The sequence below is a fragment of the Sphingosinithalassobacter sp. CS137 genome, assembly GCF_014334115.1.
In the GTDB taxonomy this organism is placed as follows: Bacteria; Pseudomonadota; Alphaproteobacteria; order Sphingomonadales; family Sphingomonadaceae; genus Sphingomonas.
In genome coordinates, this window is record NZ_CP060494.1 from 477,207 (window position 1) to 493,014 (window position 15,808).

The following is a 15,808-nucleotide window of genomic DNA, read 5'->3' on the forward strand; positions in this document are numbered from 1 at the left end:
GCGGCGGAGCGGTGTTCCGCGCCTCAGTCGTCGTAGCGGAACTCGCCGGGCGGCAGCAGCTCCTGCGCCGCGGCGAGGTCGACCTCGGCGGCCGCGGGATCGGTGCAGCTCTTGCGCGAGATCGTCCCTCCGTCGCGCTGGACGAACAGCCCCGCCGAGAATTCGGGCGCGTTCCCGCCCTCCCCGAAACCGGTGCGCACCGTCCTGCTGTAGACGACATAGGTGTAGGCGCCGTTGTCGAAGCTGATCTGTGCCTCGCCGCCGCCCGAATAGGGCGTGCTGGACCAGGCGAGCGTGCCCGATCCGAACGGCTGCGCCGGGTGCTGCAGCTCGAGCGCGTCGGCGGTGCCGTAGCGATATTGGACATAGCGGGTCTCACCCGAGCCGCCGGCGCAGATCGCGACCGTCCGCTCGCCGAGCCCGCATTCGAAGATCACCTGCTCCACCGGCTTGCACAGGGCCGATGCGGCGGCCGGGCCCGGCGTGGCGGGCTGTTCCTCGACGGCGGCGGCCTGCTCGCGGGCCGGACATGCGGCGGAACCGAGCAACAGCGGCGCCAGCGCGATGAAAGCCGTTCCGATCTTCCGCATCCGCTCTCCCCTGTCGTGCGGTTTCGTGCCTGCGCCGTCAGTCGAGCGGGATGATGATCTCGTCGGGACGCGCGACGTTGAGCTGCTTGCGCGCCAGTTCCTCGACCAGATCGGGGTCGGCGCCCCGCTCCGAATCGAGCAGCTCGACTCGATTGCGCAACTGCGCCCGCTGCTTGTCGAGCGCCTGGTACTGCTCGGTCCGCTCGGCGAGCTCCTCCTGCACCTCATGGTGCGCAAGCGCGCCATTGGGGCCGAGCACCGCATAATAGCCGAAGAAGGCCATCGCGATCAGCGCCGCGGCGGGAAGCCCGGCGCGACGGAGGATCGACTGCAGGGGCGACCGGCGCGACATGCCTAATAGTCGCTTAATTTCCCTGCAGCTTCAAGCCGTAGTTGTCCGGAAGCCTATTTCAGCACCTGCCGCCCGGCATAGCGGGCCGCGTCGCCCAGTTCCTCCTCGATCCGGATCAGCTGGTTGTACTTGGCGAGCCGATCCGAGCGCGCGAGGCTGCCGGTCTTGATCTGACCGCAGTTGGTGGCGACGGCGAGGTCGGCGATCGTGGCGTCCTCGGTCTCGCCCGAGCGATGCGACATCACTGCCGTGTAGCGCGAGCGCTGCGCGAGGTTCACCGCCTCGAGAGTTTCGGTGAGCGTGCCGATCTGGTTGACCTTCACCAGCAACGAATTGGCGAGCCCGCGGCCGATCCCGTCGGCGAGACGGGCCGGATTGGTGACGAACAGGTCGTCGCCGACGAGCTGCACCTTGCTGCCGAGCTTGTCGGTCAGCAGCTTCCAGCCTTCGAAATCATCCTCGCTCATCCCGTCCTCGATCGAGAGGATCGGGTAGCGGGCGACGAGATCGGCAAGGAACTCGGCGTTCTCGGCGGGAGTCATCGTCCGGCCCTCGCCTTCCATCACATAGCGGCCGTCCTTGAAATATTCGGTGGCGGCGCAATCGAGCGCAAGCATCACATCGTCGCCGGGCGTGTAGCCGGCCGCTTCGATCGAAGCCATGATGAAGTCGAGCGCATCGGTGGTCGAGGCAAGCGCCGGCGCGAAGCCGCCCTCGTCGCCGACCGAAGTGGCGAGGCCCTTCTCAGCGAGCTTCTTCTTGAGCGTGTGGAAGATTTCCGAGCCGCAGCGGACCGCCTCGACGATATTCTCGGCGCCGACGGGCATCACCATGAATTCCTGGATGTCGATCGGATTGTCGGCATGTTCGCCGCCGTTCACGATGTTCATCATCGGCACCGGCAACAGATGCGCGCCGACGCCGCCGACATAGCGATAGAGCGGCAGTCCGCGCGCCTCCGCCGCCGCCTTGGCCACGGCGAGGCTGACGCCGAGAATGGCATTGGCGCCGAGCCGCCCCTTGTTCGCGGTGCCGTCCAACTCGATCATCGCCGTGTCGAGATCGGCCTGATCCTCGGCGTCCATCCCGAGCACCGCCTCGGCGATGTCCTGATTGACTGCCTCGACCGCCGCCTCGACGCCCTTGCCCATCCAGCGGCTCTTGTCGCCATCGCGCTTCTCGACCGCTTCGTGTGCGCCGGTGGAGGCTCCCGAGGGAACCGCCGCGCGGCCGAAGCTGCCGTCCTCCAGCAGGACATCCACCTCGACCGTGGGATTGCCGCGGCTGTCGAGGATCTGGCGCGCGTGGAGGTCGATTATTGCGGTCACGTAACGGTCTCCTTAAGGGATGGCGAACAGGCCGGAGATGGCGCGGCCGAGCCTGTATCGGCTTCGCGCTCGTCGGGCAATCTCGGCGGCGTGGAACAAGGCGCCCGCGCTGTTGTTGTCATTGGAAACGCAAGAAAGGGCCTCAAGCGATGGTGGACAACACGACTCCCGGCGCAACCTCCGGCGGTGCGCCGAACGCAACTCCCGGAACCGGCGCGACGATGACGACCGAAGCCCCGATGAAGACAACCGGCACTGCGAGCGACGCCGCCGGCGGCAACGAAGGCGGATCGTCCAGCGCAAGCGGCAGCGGAACCAGAGACAAGATCCGCGAGGAAGCCTCGAAGCTGGGCAGCCAGGCGGCGGAACGTGCCCGCGGCTATGCCGGCCAGGGCAAGGAACGCGCGACGGGCGCGCTCGACGAGCTGTCGCGCATGATGGGCGACGCGGCGGGCGACGTGGACGAACGGCTGGGCCCGCAATATGGCAAATATGCCCGCTCGGCCGCGAGCAGCGTTCAGAGCTTCGCCGATACGCTGCGCAGCCGCGAAGTCGACGACCTGCTCCAGGATGCGAGCGCATTCGTGCGCAAGAGCCCGGCGATCGCAATCGGCACCGCGGCCGTCCTCGGCTTCGCATTCGCCCGGCTGATCAAGTCCGGCGTCGAAGCGTCGTCGGACGTCACCGACACGACCGCCAACGGCTGATCGGATCGCGAGCATGGCGTTGCACGATCCCGAAGACCCGAGCATCGGCCAGGTCCTCACGCGGCTGATCGCCGACGCGAAGGAATATGGCCGCGCTGAAGTCGATTATTACAAGACGCTTGCCGCGGCGCGGAAGAACGACGCAGTCACCGGCCTGATCGCCGGCGTTGCGGCGGCTGTGCTCGGCCTGGGCTTGGTCTGCGCGCTGCTCGTGGGACTGATCCTCACGCTGGCGACGCTGATCGGCCCGGGGCTGGCGACGCTGGCGGTGGTCCTGCTGACCGCCGCGGTGATCGCGCTGCTGGCACGAATGGCGATCGACCGGTTCCGCCACGCCTTTCGGGCGCAGCCGGGGAGCAAGCGATGACCGCGACCGAGAGAGACGTGAAAGCGGCAGCGGAACGGACGCACCTTGCCCGCATCCGCCTGAATCAGAGCATCGCCGACGCGAAGTATCGGCTCAAGCCGGGAACGATCGCGCACGACGCAGTGGAGAGCGCCGCGGACGGCGCCGCATCCGCAGCACGCAAGGGAGTCGATGCCGCCCGAGCCAAGCCGATCGTCACCGCCTCCGTGGTCGGCGCGGTCGGCATGTTCCTGGCGCGCGGGTGGATCGGCCGGAAACTGGCCGAGCGCCGGGCCCGCAAGGCGGCTGTGCCGATGGAAACCGTCGAGACGCGGCCGGCACCGCTTCCCGCCGTGCAACCGACTGCTCCGCACCGAGTTAGACCGCACGCGAAAGAAGGAATCCAATTATGACCGACGCAACCACAGCCGAAAACTCCGGTGGCCGCTCGAGTCGTCTCGACTCGGCGCGCGAATCGGCGAGCCACGCCTATGAGGCAACGCGGGACCGCGCACGGCGCACCGCCGAAACCACGCGCGACCGCGCCCGGCAGACCGCCGAGACCGTAGGCGACAATCCGCTGGCGCTGCTTGCCGGCGGCATCGCGCTCGGGGTGCTCGTCGGCGTGCTGCTGCCCCGCCATCCGCGCGAGCGCGAACTGCTCGATCCGCTGGGCAAGCGCCTCGCCGAGGGTGCCACCGCAGCCGCAGTGGCGGCGCGCGACGCAGGCAAGCAGGAGCTCGACCAGCTGCTCCCGAGCGGGGAACAGGCGAAGTCGCGCGCGAGCAACGTGCTCGAGAGCGCTCTCGGTGCCGCCCGCGAGCGGGTCAGCCAGTCGCAGTGATCCCCGCTTCGGGTTCCTCCGGGGTTGAGCGTGGCGGCGCAGGCGCTACAGGCATGGGCCGTCCGCTCCCCGGGAGGAAAATTTGAGCAAGCTGCACCTCGTGTTCGGCGGCCGCGTGGCCGATCCGCGCACCCTCGACTTCAACGATCTGGCGACGATCGACGTCGTCGGCGTATTCCCCGACTATGCAAGCGCGGAAAAGGCGTGGCGCGCCGCCGCGCAGCGGACCGTGGACGATGCCGAGATGAAATATGTCGTCGTGCATCTCCACCGCCTGCTCGAGCCGGACGTTCCGCTGGACGATCCGGAAGACTGAACCGCTCGGTACCTCGACTGGGCCGGCGCTGCGGCGTTCGGCCCGGTCAGGCCCTGCGCCAGCGCAGCAGCAACAGCGGTCGCGCGAGCACAAGCCCGCCGATGAACCCGCCGATATGCGCCGCCGCCGCGATCTGCAGCCCGCCGCCGAGAAGCGCCCACCACATCAGCAGATTGACGACCGTCCAGGCGACGGCGAGCCAGAGCACATGGACGACGCGCTCCGGAATCGGCCCGATCGCACGCACGCGGGGCTGGCTGAACAGCAGCGAATAGGCGCCGATCACCGCCGAGGCGGCGCCGCTCGCCCCCACCATCGGGATCAGCGCATCCGGATCGAGCAGCCATTGCGCCGCCGCGGCGCTGTAGGCGCCCGCGACGTAGAGCAGCAGCAGCCCCGCGACGCCCACGGCCCGCTCGGTCTCACGCCCGGTGAAGCCCAGCATCAGCATGTTCATGCCCAGGTGCAGCACGCCGGCATGCACGAAGGTGCAGCTGAGCGGCGTGAGCCACACCGGCAGCAGGCCATAGCCCTCGAACCCCGGCACGCCGCTGGCGCGCGCAGGAATGAAGCCGGCGATCACACTGGCATCGACCAGCGCGCCGGACAGGACGATGATCAGGCTCACCGCCGATGTGGCGAGCACCAATGCCGCAGTCGCCGTCCGTACCGGCATCGCGTCAGATGAATTCGATTTTCGAAACCAGATAATAGCGGTCGCCCGACGGAACGGTGACTTCCACTTCGTCATCGACCTTGCGGCCGATCAGCGCGCGGCCCAGCGGCGAGCTGTAGCTGATCCGCCCGGTCTTGGCGTCCGCCTCGGTCTGGCCGACGATCTGGTACTTCACCGGCTTGTCGTCCTCGTCGAGCAGCGTGACGGTTGCGCCGAACACCACCTTGTCGCCCGACAGATCCTTGGGATCGATCACCTGCGCGCGGCTCAGCCGGTCCTCGATGTCGTTGATCGAGGCTTCGATCTGGCCCTGACGCTCCTTCGCCGCGTGATATTCGGCATTTTCGGAAAGATCGCCGTGCGCGCGCGCTTCCTCGATCGCGTCAACGATGATCGGACGTTCCGCTTTAAGGCGCTTCAGCTCCTCGGTGAGCTTGCTATAGCCCTCCGCCAGCATCGGCAGCTTCTCGACCGTCGCCATACGCTTCGTCCTTCCGACGCCCCCTCCCCAGCCGGCCCCACCCGGAGCCGTCCGCACAGCATAGCCAGTTGCGGGGGATCAATTGTGCGAACGCGAATAATAGGCCTGCAACGGAGATACTTCAAGGGAGTGCCGCGCCAGCGCGGCGATCGCCTGCGCCGCCGCGACGCTCGCCGGAGCGGTTGTGAAATAGGGCACTTTCTTCGCCAGAGCCGAAGCGCGGATCGACGCCGAATCCTTCAGCGACTGCCAGCCCTCGGTGGTGTTGAAGATCAGCGCGATCCGCCCGTCCTGGATCGCGTCGACGATGTGCGGCCGGCCCTGCGCCACCTTGTTGACTCGCTCCACCGCCACGCCCTGCTCCGCCAGATAGTCGGCGGTGCCGCCGGTCGCGGCGATGGTGAAGCCGTGTTCGGCGAGCAGCCGCACGCCCGGCAGGATCACCGGCTTGTCGCTGTCCTTCACGCTGACGAACAACGTGCCCGACTGTGGCAGCGTCACGCCCGCGCCGAGTTGCGACTTGGCGAAGGCGGTGGCGAAATCGCGATCGATTCCCATCACTTCGCCGGTCGATTTCATTTCGGGGCTCAGTACCGGATCGACGCCCGGGAAACGGCCCCAGGGGAACACTGCTTCCTTCACTGCGATATAGTCGATGTTCCGGTCGATCGCGGGCAGGTCGGCGAGCTTCTCCCCCGCCATCACCCGCGCGGCGAGCTTGGCGATGGGCATGCCGATCGCCTTGGCGACGAACGGCACGGTGCGGCTCGCGCGTGGGTTCACTTCGATCAGATAGACCTGACCGTCCTTTACCGCGAACTGGATGTTCATCAGCCCGCGCACCGAAAGCGCGCGCGCCAGCGCCTCGGTCTGCCGCTCGATCTCGGCGATGATCTCGGGCGGCAGGCTGTAGGGCGGGATCGAGCAGGCGCTGTCGCCCGAATGGACCCCGGCTTCCTCGATGTGCTGGAGCACGCCGGCGACCACGACATCGGTGCCGTCGGCGATCGCATCGACATCGACTTCGATCGCGTCGCGCAGATATTGGTCGATCAGCACCGGTGAGCCAGGCGAGACCTGCACCGCCGTCTCGATATAGTCGTGGAGCTGCTGCGTGCCGTCGACGATCTCCATCGCGCGCCCGCCGAGCACGTAGCTCGGCCGCATCAGCACCGGGTAGCCGATCCGCTCGGCCACCGCGACTGCCTCCTCGCGGCTGCGCGCGATGCCGTTGTCGGGCTGGGTCAGCCCCAGCCGCGTCACCAGAGCGGCGAAGCGCTCGCGGTCCTCGGCCAGGTCGATCGCGTCGGGCGCGGTGCCCAGGATCGGGATTCCCGCCTTTTCCAGCGCGCGGGCGAGGTTGAGCGGCGTCTGTCCGCCGAACTGGACGATCACGCCGACGAGCTCGCCGGCCGAGCGTTCGACCTCGAGGATCTCGAGCACGTCCTCGGCGGTCAGCGGCTCGAAATAGAGCCGGTCCGACGTGTCATAGTCGGTGCTCACCGTCTCCGGGTTGCAGTTGACCATGATCGTCTCGAAGCCGGCGTCCTCCAGCGCGAAACAGGCGTGGCAGCAGCAGTAATCGAATTCGATCCCCTGCCCGATCCGGTTCGGCCCCCCGCCCAGGATCGCGATCTTGCGGCGGTCGCTCGGCGCCGCCTCATTCTCTGGCTCGCCGAAGCTGGGTGCTTCGTAGGTCGAGTACATATAGGGCGTCTTCGCCTCGAACTCGGCAGCGCAGGTGTCGATCCGCTTGAACACGGGACGCACGCCGAGGCGGTGGCGCAGCGCGCGCACCTCGTCCTCGGTCACGCCGCCGGTCATCGCCTTGATCGCTTCGTGGACCACGCCCGAGCCGCGCGCGGCGCTTTCCAGCCCGTCGCGCAGATGGACCGAGCGGAGCGCGAGGAAGGCGAGCCTCTTGTCCGAAAAGCCCATCGCCTTGAGGCGACGCATCCCGGCCGCATCGCGCGGCAGGCCGTTCGCCAGCACTTCGCGCTCGGCGGCGACGATCTCGGCGATCCGCTCGAGGAACCAGGGATCGTAATGGGTGATCGCGTTGACTTCCGCGACGGTGAAGCCCTCGCGCAGCGCCTGCGCCGCCACCAGCAGCCTCTCGGGACTGGTGGCGGCAAGCGCCGCCTCGATCTGGGGGCGCGGCGCACCCACCAGCCGCTCGACCTCATCGAAGCCCGACAGACCCGTCTCCAGTCCGCGCAGCGCCTTTTGCAGCGATTCGTGGATCGAGCGGCCGATCGCCATCACTTCGCCCACGGATTTCATCGCGGTGCCGAGCGACACTTCGGCGCCCTTGAACTTCTCAAAGGCGAAGCGTGGGATCTTCGTCACCACATAATCGATCGTCGGCTCGAAGCTCGCGGGCGTGGCGCCGGTAATGTCGTTCTCGATCTCGTCGAGCGTGTATCCCACCGCCAGCTTCGCAGCGACCTTGGCGATCGGGAAGCCCGTCGCCTTCGACGCCAGTGCCGAGGAGCGGCTGACGCGCGGGTTCATCTCGATGACGATCAGCCGGCCGTCCTTGGGATTGACTGCGAACTGTACGTTCGATCCGCCGGTCTCGACGCCGATCTCGCGCAGGCAGGCGATGCTGGCATTGCGCATCACCTGATATTCCTTGTCGGTCAGCGTCAGCGCGGGCGCGACGGTGATCGAATCGCCGGTGTGGACGCCCATCGGGTCGAGATTCTCGATCGAGCAGACGATGATGGCATTGTCGTTGCGATCGCGCACGACCTCCATCTCATATTCCTTCCAACCGAGCAGCGATTCCTCGATCAGCACTTCGGTGGTCGGCGACGCGTCGAGCCCGCCCGCGACGATGCGGACGAACTCTTCCTTGTTATAGGCCACGCCTCCGCCCGTGCCGCCCAGGGTGAAGCTGGGGCGGATGATCGCGGGCAGCCCGGTATGCTCGAGCGCCTCGAGCGCCTCCTCGACGCTGTGCGCCACCGCCGAGCGCGCGCTTTCGAGGCCGATCTTGTCCATCGCCTCGCGGAAGCGGCGGCGGTCCTCGGCCTTGTCGATCGCATCGGCGTCGGCGCCGATCATCGTCACGCCGAACCTGTCGAGCGTGCCGTCGCGGAACAGCGCCAGCGCGGTGTTGAGCGCGGTCTGCCCGCCCATCGTGGGGAGCACCGCGTCGGGCCGCTCCTTCTCGATGATCTTGGCGACCACCGCGGGCGTGATCGGCTCGACATAGGTCGCGTCGGCCAGCTCGGGATCGGTCATGATCGTCGCCGGGTTCGAATTGACCAGGACGATGCGATAGCCCTCTTCCTTGAGCGCCTTGATCGCCTGCGTGCCCGAATAATCGAACTCGCACGCCTGGCCGATCACGATGGGACCGGCGCCAATGACGAGGATGGAGGAGATGTCGGTGCGTTTGGGCATTAGTTCTGCGGAAGTCCTAAATAGGCGAAATAAGCGGATAACGAAGCGGCCATTGCAGCAATTAGACTTGCCAAAAGCGTTACGATCACAACTAGTTTCTTGCTCCCTCGGTTACTGATAAGAGCGAAATAGTCGACGGAGCGCCGATATCGCACCGCTCGGATACCGCGATCAGAAAAGATAAATTTGCGCTGCAGTTCGAAGCCGTCATCATGCTGCTCAGCGCGCCCCCAGCCCCATTTCTCCCAAAGTGAAAGCACTTGCTCTACGTAAAGACCTCGGGACGCTTCACATTGCAGGTGCGATATCGGAATGTCGCGAGTGCCGTAGAAGAGAGCGTGCTTTCCAGCGAACCGCAAAAGCTGAGACGAGGCCTTATTGACCGCCCGCTTCTGCAGCGGATTCACCACATCATCCCCACGAACCGCTCGAACAGATAGAAGCTGTCCTGCGGCCCCGGGCTCGCCTCGGGGTGGTACTGCACGCTGAACGCCGGCTTGTCGGTCAGTTCGATCCCCGCATTCGATCCGTCGAAGAGCGACACATGCGTTTCGCGCGCGTTCGCGGGCAGGCTGTCGCGCTCGACCGCGAAGCCGTGGTTCATGCTGGTGATCTCCACCGCGCCGTCCTCCAGCCGCTTGACCGGATGGTTGGCGCCGCGATGGCCCTGGAACATCTTGGTCGTCTGCGCGCCCACCGCCAGCCCGAGCAGCTGATGGCCGAGGCAGATGCCGAACAGCGGCTTGCCGGTTTCGAGCATCTTGCGGATCACCGGCACGGCATATTCGCCGGTCGCGGCGGGATCGCCGGGGCCGTTCGACAGGAAGAAGCCGTCGGGTTCGAGCGCCATCACTTCGTCGAAGCTCGCGGTGGCGGGCAGCACGGTGACGCGCGCGCCGGCGGCGACCAGGTTGCGGAAGATGTTGCGCTTCGAGCCATAGTCGATCGCGACGACATGGGGGCGCTCACTCCCCCCTCCCGCAAGCGGGAGGGGAGAAGCGCTGTCGTCATACCCCGCACCCAGCCGCCACATGCCGCCCTGCCAGCCGTAATGCGTCTCGCACGACACGGTCCTGGCGAGGTCCATCCCCTCCAGCCCCGGCCACTCGCGCGCCATCTGGAGCAGCATCGGAATGTCGAAAGTGCCGTCCGGCGCATGCGCGATCACGGCGTTGGGCGCCCCGCCCTCGCGGATGCGGCGCGTGAGCGCGCGCGTGTCGATCCCCGAAAGCCCGATGCGCGCATGGCGCTTCATCCAGTCGTCGAGCCGCTCGGCCGAGCGGAAGTTGCTCGGCTCGGTCACGTCCTCGCGCACGATGATGCCCAGCGCGTGGGGATCGTTCGCCTCGATATCCTCGGCATTGGTGCCGACATTGCCGATGTGCGGGAAAGTGAAGGTGATGATCTGCCCGGCATAGCTCGGGTCGGTCAGCACTTCCTGATAGCCGGTCATCGCGGTGTTGAAGCAGACTTCGCCGACCGCCTGGCCCTGCGCGCCGAAGCCTCTCCCCCAGATCACGTCGCCGCTTGCCAATACCAATACGCCCGTGGCTCCGGCGGGCGCGTGCGAGGGATTGGCGTCGGCCATTTTGGGCGGGCACTCCTATGGGGTCTGGCGATGTCGCTAAGATGCGGGCGCTAGACCCGCGCGCCGCGCCCGTCAACTGCTTCCCCCGCGCGCCGGCACCGACTATCGTCGCTCGCTTACCGTTCATCGAGAGAGACCATGATTCGCGACGACATCAAAGCCGCGCAGATCGCCGCCATGAAGGCCGGCGACAAGGAAAGCCGCGCCGCCATCAGCCTGATCCAGGCCGCCATCAAGAATCGCGACATCGAGGCGCGCACGCAAGGCCCCGTCGCCGACGACGACGCGCTGGTGGTCGAAGTGCTGCAGAAGATGGTGAAGCAGCGCCGCGAGTCGATCGAGATGTACCGCCAGGGCGGCCGCGAGGAACTTGCCGCCGCCGAGGAACGCGAAGTCGCGGTGATCGAGCGCTTCCTTCCCGCGCAGATGAGCGAGGAAGAGACAAAGGCCGCGATCGAGCGGATCAAGGCCGATCTCGACGCCCAGGGCATGAAGGACATGGGCCGCGTGATGGCCGAGCTGAAGGCGCGCCACGGCGCGTCGCTCGACATGAGCAAAGCAAGCGGGCTGGTGAAGGCGGCGCTGAGCTGAGTGCATTCTCGCTGGCGCGAAGCTAGTCTCCCCTCCCGCTTGCGGGAGGGGTCGGGGGAGGGCCTGTTGGACAAAGGCTATAAACGACCCACGGCCCGCTCCCGCGAATTGCGCACCAATGCCACGCTGGCGGAACGCGCGCTCTGGAACCGGCTGCGTGCGCGCCAATGCGCCGGCACGCGCTTCAACCGCCAATTCCCGATCGGCCCGTTCATCTGTGATTTCGTCTCGCGCTCTGCAAAGCTGGTGATCGAGGTCGATGGCGGCCAGCACGGCTGGCAAGCGGCCGCCGACGCGGCGCGCACCCGCTACATTGAGGCAAGAGGCTACCGCGTGATCCGCTTCTGGAACAACGACGTGCTGGAGCGGACGGAGGGAGTCGTGGGCGAAATCGAACGTGCGCTCCGTGAGGGAAACAGGCCCTCCCCTAGCCCCTCCCGCAAGCGGGAGGGGAACATCGTTCCGCAAAATCTCCCCTCCCGCTCGCGGGAGGGGTCGGGGGAGGGCCCTTCCCCAGGCGCACCGCCAGGGCCCCCGATCGCCCCCTCCCCACACGACTCGCTGCCATGACCCTCTCCCCCGCCTTCCTCGACGAGCTGCGCGCGCGCACCCAGCTTTCCACGCTCGTGGGGAAGTCGGTGAAGCTGCGCCGCGCCGGGCGCGAGTGGACCGCCTGCTGCCCGTTCCACAACGAGAAGACGCCGAGTTTCTACGTCAACGACGAGAAGGGCTTCTATCACTGCTTCGGCTGCGGCGCGCATGGCGACGCGATCCGCTGGATGACCGACCAGCGCGGCCTGCCCTTCATCGACGCGGTGAAGGAACTCGCCGCCGCCGCGGGGCTCGACATGCCCGAGCAGGACGCGCGCTCGGCCGAGCGCGAGCGCCGCGCCAAGGGGCTGCGCGAGGCGATGGAGGACGCCGCCGCCTGGTTTTCCGAGCGGCTGCACGGGATCGAGGGTGCCGAGGCGCGCGCCGCGCTCGAACGGCGCGGCATTTCGGCCGAGACCGCGCGCGCCTTTGGCCTGGGCTTCGCGCCCGATGCCCGCGGCAAGCTGCGCGCGGCGCTCGCCGACTATGGCGATGCGCTGCTGGTCGAGGCGGGGCTGCTGATCCAGGTCGACGGCAAGGAGCCCTATGACCGGTTTCGGGGGCGGCTGATGATCCCGATCCGCGACGCGCGCGGGCGGTGCATCGCCTTCGGCGGGCGCATCCTGAGCGAGGGCGAGCCCAAATATCTGAACTCGCCCGAGACGCCGCTCTTCGACAAGGGACGCACGCTCTACAATCTCGATCGCGCCCAGTCCGCCGCGCGCAAGGCGGGCCGGGTGATCGCGGTCGAGGGCTATATGGACGTGATCGCGCTCGCCCAGGCCGGCTTCGGCGAGGCCGTGGCGCCGCTCGGCACCGCGATGACCGAGCATCAGCTCGAGCGGCTGTGGCGGATGGTCGAGGTGCCGCTGCTGTGCTTCGACGGCGATGCCGCGGGGCAGAAAGCCGCGGTGCGCGCCGCGCATCGCGCGCTGCCCGGACTCCAGCCGGGCCGCAGCCTGGCATTCGTGACCTTGCCTGAGGGGCAGGATCCCGACGATCTGGTGCGCGCGCAGGGCTCCGCCGCCTTCGAGGCGCTGCTCGCGGCGCCCGAGCCGCTCGTCCAGCGGCTGTGGGCGCACGAGCTCGCCGCCGAGCCGATCGACACGCCCGAGGCGCGCGCGGGGCTGCGCCGGCGGCTCACCGAGCTGGCGCAGACGATCCAGGAGCCGACGGTGCGCTCGGAATATGTCGCCGAGTTTCGCCGGCGATTCGATGCTTTGTTCGCCGCGGCGCCGCGCGGCCAGGGTCAGCAGCGCCAGGCGCGCGGCTTTCGCGACCGGCACGGGAAATGGCAGCCTCCCGAGCGGCCGCTGTCGGCCGTTGCGCGGGGCGTTCATGCCGGGGGGATCGATCCGGTGCTCGCCAAGGCGATCCTTGCCGGGCTGATCCGCCATCCCGCCGAGATCGCCCGGCATATGGAAGTGCTCGGATCGCTGCGCCTGGCCGGCGGCGCGCTCGGACGGCTGTTCGAAGCCGTCGTCGATGTGGCGCTCGAGGACCGGCAGCTTGATAGCGACCGGCTACGCACCATATTGGCGAAGTCCGGTTTCGACCAGATGGCGGCCGACCTGCTGCGAGCCGACACGCTCCCCTTCTCGTTCACCCGCGCCAATGTGGCGGACGAGGCGCGGGCGCGCGCCGATCTCGACGAGGCGATCGCCGTGATGGTGGCACGGCCTGCGGTGGAAGCGGCGCTTGCCGAGGCAACGGCGGCGATGAACGAGCGTTTGGACGAAGAGACCTATGCTCGGCAGCAGATGCTGCGGGCCCAGCGCCACGAGCTGGACGCGCGGCTTGCAAATCTGCTGCAGGCGGACAAAGACGAGTATAATGGCGGCAGTGCCGACGGCTGAGGGCCGAGGCGCGGCGATAGCGAATTTCGAGGGTTATTGATGGCGAAGGCGAACATGGCGGACGTCGCCGACACGAACGAGGCAAGCGACGCGCCGCTGATCGACCTGAACGAAGGTTCGATCAAGAAGCTGATCGCGCGCGCCAAGAAGCGCGGCTACATCACGGTGGACCAGCTCAACGAGATGCTCCCGCAGGACCAGATGTCCTCCGAGCAGATCGAGGACGTGATGTCGACGCTCAACGACATGGGCATCAACGTCGTCGAGAATGAAGACGCCGGCGAGGATGAACAGCCCGAGGACGACACGCCCGACGAAGTCGACGGCGGCGACGGCCAGGAAGACGCCGCGCCCGCGTTCGAGGCGGCGAAGAAGAAGGAGACGGTCGATCGCACCGACGATCCCGTCCGCATGTATCTGCGCGAGATGGGCGCCGTCGAGCTGCTCAGCCGCGAGGGCGAGATCGCCATCGCCAAGCGGATCGAGGCCGGCCGCGATACGATGATCCTCGGCCTGTGCGAATCGCCGATCACGTTCAACGCGATCATCGGCTGGTCCGAGGCGCTGAACGAAGGATCGATGCAGCTGCGCGAGATCCTCGATCTCGATGCGATGCTCTCCAAGGATCCCGCACCCGAAAGCCTGTCCGACGACGAGGATTCGGACGACAACGAGATTTCTGAAAAGACCGCCGGCCCCTCCTTCAAGGAGGAAGAGGACGTCGAGGAGGAATCCGCGGACGACGACGAGGATTCGATGACCGAGCGCCGCGCGCGCCGGCCCTCCGACGAGGAGGAGGAAGACAACACCCTCAGCCTCGCCCAGATGGAAGAACAGCTCAAGCCGCAGGCGCTCGAGCGGTTCGCGAACATCACGGCGCTCTACAAGAAATTCTCCAAGGTCCAGCAGGCACGTATCGACGCTATGGCGGCGGGCGGCGAACTGACTCCGGCCGACGAACGCAAATATCAGAAGCTGCGCGAGGATCTCACCGCCGAGGTGGAGAGCGTGCAGTTCCACCAGGCCAAGATCGAATATCTCGTCGACCAGCTCTACAGCTTCAACCGGCGCCTTACAGCGCTGGGCGGCCAGATGCTGCGCCTTGCCGAGCGCCACAAGGTGAAGCGCAAGGATTTTCTCGATTCCTACATGGGCAGCGAGCTCGACGAGAGCTGGCTCGGCTCGGTCGCGGGAATCGACAAGAAGTGGAAGGCCTTCGCCGAGAACGAAGGTGCCGCCGTCGATCGCATCCGCACCGAGGTCGCCGAGATCGCCCAGGCCACCGGCATGAGCCTCGACGAATTCCGCCGCATCGTGAACATGGTGCAAAAGGGCGAGCGCGAGGCGCGGATCGCCAAGAAGGAGATGGTCGAGGCGAACCTGCGCCTCGTGATCTCGATCGCGAAGAAATACACCAACCGCGGGCTGCAGTTCCTGGATCTCATTCAGGAAGGCAACATCGGCCTGATGAAGGCGGTCGACAAGTTCGAGTACCGCCGCGGGTACAAGTTCAGCACCTATGCCACCTGGTGGATTCGCCAGGCGATCACCCGCTCGATCGCCGATCAGGCGCGCACGATCCGTATCCCGGTGCACATGATCGAGACGATCAACAAGCTGGTGCGTACCAGCCGCCAGTTCCTCCACGAGCAGGGCCGCGAGCCCACGCCGGAGGAAATGGCCGAGCGCCTTTCGATGCCGCTCGAAAAGGTGCGCAAGGTGATGAAGATCGCCAAGGAGCCGATCTCCCTCGAAACGCCGATCGGCGACGAGGAAGACAGCCATCTGGGCGACTTCATCGAGGACAAGAACGCGATCATTCCGGTCGATGCCGCGATCCAGGCGAACCTCAAGGAAACGGTCACCCGCGTCCTGGCCAGCCTCACCCCGCGCGAGGAGCGCGTGCTGCGCATGCGCTTCGGCATCGGCATGAACACCGACCACACGCTCGAGGAGGTCGGCCAGCAATTCTCGGTCACGCGCGAGCGCATCCGCCAGATCGAGGCGAAGGCGCTGCGCAAGCTCAAGCACCCGAGCCGCAGCCGGAAGATGCGCAGCTTTCTGGACCAGTGAGATACCTTTCCCTCCCCTTGCGGGAGGGGCCCGGCGGACAAGCAAAGGGCGGGATACT

The 15,808-nt window shown here is 67.1% G+C and carries 17 protein-coding genes; 9 read left to right on the plus strand and 8 right to left on the minus strand.

Annotated elements, in window-relative coordinates; translation table 11 throughout:
* Window positions 1-23 precede the first annotated feature (23 nt).
* Genes H7V21_RS02255 through eno form a run of 3 tightly spaced genes read right to left on the minus strand, consistent with a single transcriptional unit; the run spans window position 24 to window position 2,270 of the window.
* Window positions 24-590 (minus strand): hypothetical protein, encoded by a 567-nt coding sequence (locus tag H7V21_RS02255; RefSeq protein WP_188055017.1) that lies wholly within the window; start codon window positions 588-590, stop codon window positions 24-26.
* 37 nt (window positions 591-627) lie between these two features.
* Complete coding sequence (locus tag H7V21_RS02260) at window positions 628-942, minus strand: FtsB family cell division protein (RefSeq protein WP_188055018.1); 315 nt, start codon at window positions 940-942, stop codon at window positions 628-630.
* Window positions 943-995: 53 nt separating this feature from the next.
* Window positions 996-2,270, minus strand: a complete 1,275-nt coding sequence (eno, locus tag H7V21_RS02265; protein WP_188055019.1) for a phosphopyruvate hydratase — start codon at window positions 2,268-2,270, stop codon at window positions 996-998.
* Window positions 2,271-2,491: 221 nt separating this feature from the next.
* Here eno and H7V21_RS02270 point away from each other — a divergent pair, with 221 nt between their 5' ends.
* From H7V21_RS02270 to H7V21_RS02290, 5 genes are all read left to right on the plus strand, one after another.
* Window positions 2,492-2,977: a hypothetical protein gene (locus H7V21_RS02270; protein ID WP_188055020.1), complete on the plus strand. Its 486-nt coding sequence runs from the start codon at window positions 2,492-2,494 to the stop codon at window positions 2,975-2,977.
* Between the two features lie 13 nt (window positions 2,978-2,990).
* Window positions 2,991-3,344, plus strand: a complete 354-nt coding sequence (locus H7V21_RS02275; RefSeq protein ID WP_188055021.1) for a phage holin family protein — start codon at window positions 2,991-2,993, stop codon at window positions 3,342-3,344.
* The gene (locus tag H7V21_RS02280) at window positions 3,341-3,736 is read left to right on the plus strand and encodes a hypothetical protein (protein WP_188055022.1); all 396 of its coding nucleotides are present in this window, start codon (window positions 3,341-3,343) and stop codon (window positions 3,734-3,736) included. The genes H7V21_RS02275 and H7V21_RS02280 overlap by 4 nt, the downstream gene beginning before the upstream one ends.
* A complete protein-coding gene (locus H7V21_RS02285) occupies window positions 3,733-4,167 on the plus strand; it encodes a hypothetical protein (RefSeq protein WP_188055023.1) in 435 nt (144 codons plus the stop codon). Before H7V21_RS02280 ends, H7V21_RS02285 begins: the two co-directional genes overlap by 4 nt.
* A gap of 82 nt (window positions 4,168-4,249) precedes the next feature.
* On the plus strand, window positions 4,250-4,483 hold the full coding sequence (locus tag H7V21_RS02290; protein WP_188055024.1) for a DUF4170 domain-containing protein: 234 nt from the start codon (window positions 4,250-4,252) through the stop codon (window positions 4,481-4,483).
* Window positions 4,484-4,529: 46 nt separating this feature from the next.
* On the opposite strand, the gene H7V21_RS02295 is transcribed toward H7V21_RS02290, so the two are convergent.
* From H7V21_RS02295 to carA, 5 genes are all read right to left on the minus strand, one after another.
* Window positions 4,530-5,159, minus strand: a complete 630-nt coding sequence (locus H7V21_RS02295; RefSeq protein WP_188055025.1) for a rhomboid family intramembrane serine protease — start codon at window positions 5,157-5,159, stop codon at window positions 4,530-4,532.
* Window positions 5,160-5,163: 4 nt separating this feature from the next.
* Window positions 5,164-5,640, minus strand: coding sequence for a transcription elongation factor GreA (greA, locus tag H7V21_RS02300; protein WP_188055026.1), 477 nt, complete (start codon window positions 5,638-5,640; stop codon window positions 5,164-5,166).
* A gap of 78 nt (window positions 5,641-5,718) precedes the next feature.
* Window positions 5,719-9,051, minus strand: a complete 3,333-nt coding sequence (gene carB / locus H7V21_RS02305) for a carbamoyl-phosphate synthase large subunit (protein WP_188055027.1) — start codon at window positions 9,049-9,051, stop codon at window positions 5,719-5,721.
* Window positions 9,051-9,458: a hypothetical protein gene (locus H7V21_RS02310; protein WP_188055028.1), complete on the minus strand. Its 408-nt coding sequence runs from the start codon at window positions 9,456-9,458 to the stop codon at window positions 9,051-9,053. The genes carB and H7V21_RS02310 overlap by 1 nt, the downstream gene beginning before the upstream one ends.
* A complete protein-coding gene (gene carA, locus H7V21_RS02315; protein ID WP_188055029.1) occupies window positions 9,455-10,639 on the minus strand; it encodes a glutamine-hydrolyzing carbamoyl-phosphate synthase small subunit in 1,185 nt (394 codons plus the stop codon). The genes H7V21_RS02310 and carA overlap by 4 nt, the downstream gene beginning before the upstream one ends.
* A gap of 138 nt (window positions 10,640-10,777) precedes the next feature.
* On the opposite strand from carA, the gene H7V21_RS02320 reads away from it, so the two are divergent.
* The 4 genes from H7V21_RS02320 to rpoD all read left to right on the plus strand — a co-directional run bounded on the left by H7V21_RS02320 (window position 10,778) and on the right by rpoD (window position 15,750).
* Window positions 10,778-11,230, plus strand: coding sequence for a GatB/YqeY domain-containing protein (locus tag H7V21_RS02320; RefSeq protein WP_188055030.1), 453 nt, complete (start codon window positions 10,778-10,780; stop codon window positions 11,228-11,230).
* Window positions 11,231-11,296: 66 nt separating this feature from the next.
* Window positions 11,297-11,800 (plus strand): endonuclease domain-containing protein, encoded by a 504-nt coding sequence (locus H7V21_RS02325; protein WP_188055031.1) that lies wholly within the window; start codon window positions 11,297-11,299, stop codon window positions 11,798-11,800.
* The gene (gene dnaG / locus H7V21_RS02330) at window positions 11,797-13,677 is read left to right on the plus strand and encodes a DNA primase (RefSeq protein ID WP_188055032.1); all 1,881 of its coding nucleotides are present in this window, start codon (window positions 11,797-11,799) and stop codon (window positions 13,675-13,677) included. Before H7V21_RS02325 ends, dnaG begins: the two co-directional genes overlap by 4 nt.
* A 39-nt stretch (window positions 13,678-13,716) precedes the next feature.
* Window positions 13,717-15,750: an RNA polymerase sigma factor RpoD gene (rpoD, locus tag H7V21_RS02335; RefSeq protein WP_188055033.1), complete on the plus strand. Its 2,034-nt coding sequence runs from the start codon at window positions 13,717-13,719 to the stop codon at window positions 15,748-15,750.
* Window positions 15,751-15,808 lie beyond the last annotated feature (58 nt).

Bases quoted from the DNA above. Each gene is read 5' to 3' on its own strand.
- H7V21_RS02260 (WP_188055018.1), bottom strand. From the start codon at position 942: ATGTCGCGCCGGTCGCCCCTGCAGTCGATCCTCCGTCGCGCCGGGCTT.
- dnaG (WP_188055032.1), top strand. From the start codon at position 11,797: ATGACCCTCTCCCCCGCCTTCCTCGACGAGCTGCGCGCGCGCACCCAG.
- rpoD (WP_188055033.1), top strand. From the start codon at position 13,717: ATGGCGAAGGCGAACATGGCGGACGTCGCCGACACGAACGAGGCAAGC.
- H7V21_RS02295 (WP_188055025.1), bottom strand. From the start codon at position 5,159: ATGCCGGTACGGACGGCGACTGCGGCATTGGTGCTCGCCACATCGGCG.
- H7V21_RS02285 (WP_188055023.1), top strand. From the start codon at position 3,733: ATGACCGACGCAACCACAGCCGAAAACTCCGGTGGCCGCTCGAGTCGT.
- H7V21_RS02280 (WP_188055022.1), top strand. From the start codon at position 3,341: ATGACCGCGACCGAGAGAGACGTGAAAGCGGCAGCGGAACGGACGCAC.
- H7V21_RS02275 (WP_188055021.1), top strand. From the start codon at position 2,991: ATGGCGTTGCACGATCCCGAAGACCCGAGCATCGGCCAGGTCCTCACG.
- H7V21_RS02320 (WP_188055030.1), top strand. From the start codon at position 10,778: ATGATTCGCGACGACATCAAAGCCGCGCAGATCGCCGCCATGAAGGCC.
- greA (WP_188055026.1), bottom strand. From the start codon at position 5,640: ATGGCGACGGTCGAGAAGCTGCCGATGCTGGCGGAGGGCTATAGCAAG.
- H7V21_RS02255 (WP_188055017.1), bottom strand. From the start codon at position 590: ATGCGGAAGATCGGAACGGCTTTCATCGCGCTGGCGCCGCTGTTGCTC.
- H7V21_RS02270 (WP_188055020.1), top strand. From the start codon at position 2,492: ATGACGACCGAAGCCCCGATGAAGACAACCGGCACTGCGAGCGACGCC.
- carA (WP_188055029.1), bottom strand. From the start codon at position 10,639: ATGGCCGACGCCAATCCCTCGCACGCGCCCGCCGGAGCCACGGGCGTA.
- carB (WP_188055027.1), bottom strand. From the start codon at position 9,051: ATGCCCAAACGCACCGACATCTCCTCCATCCTCGTCATTGGCGCCGGT.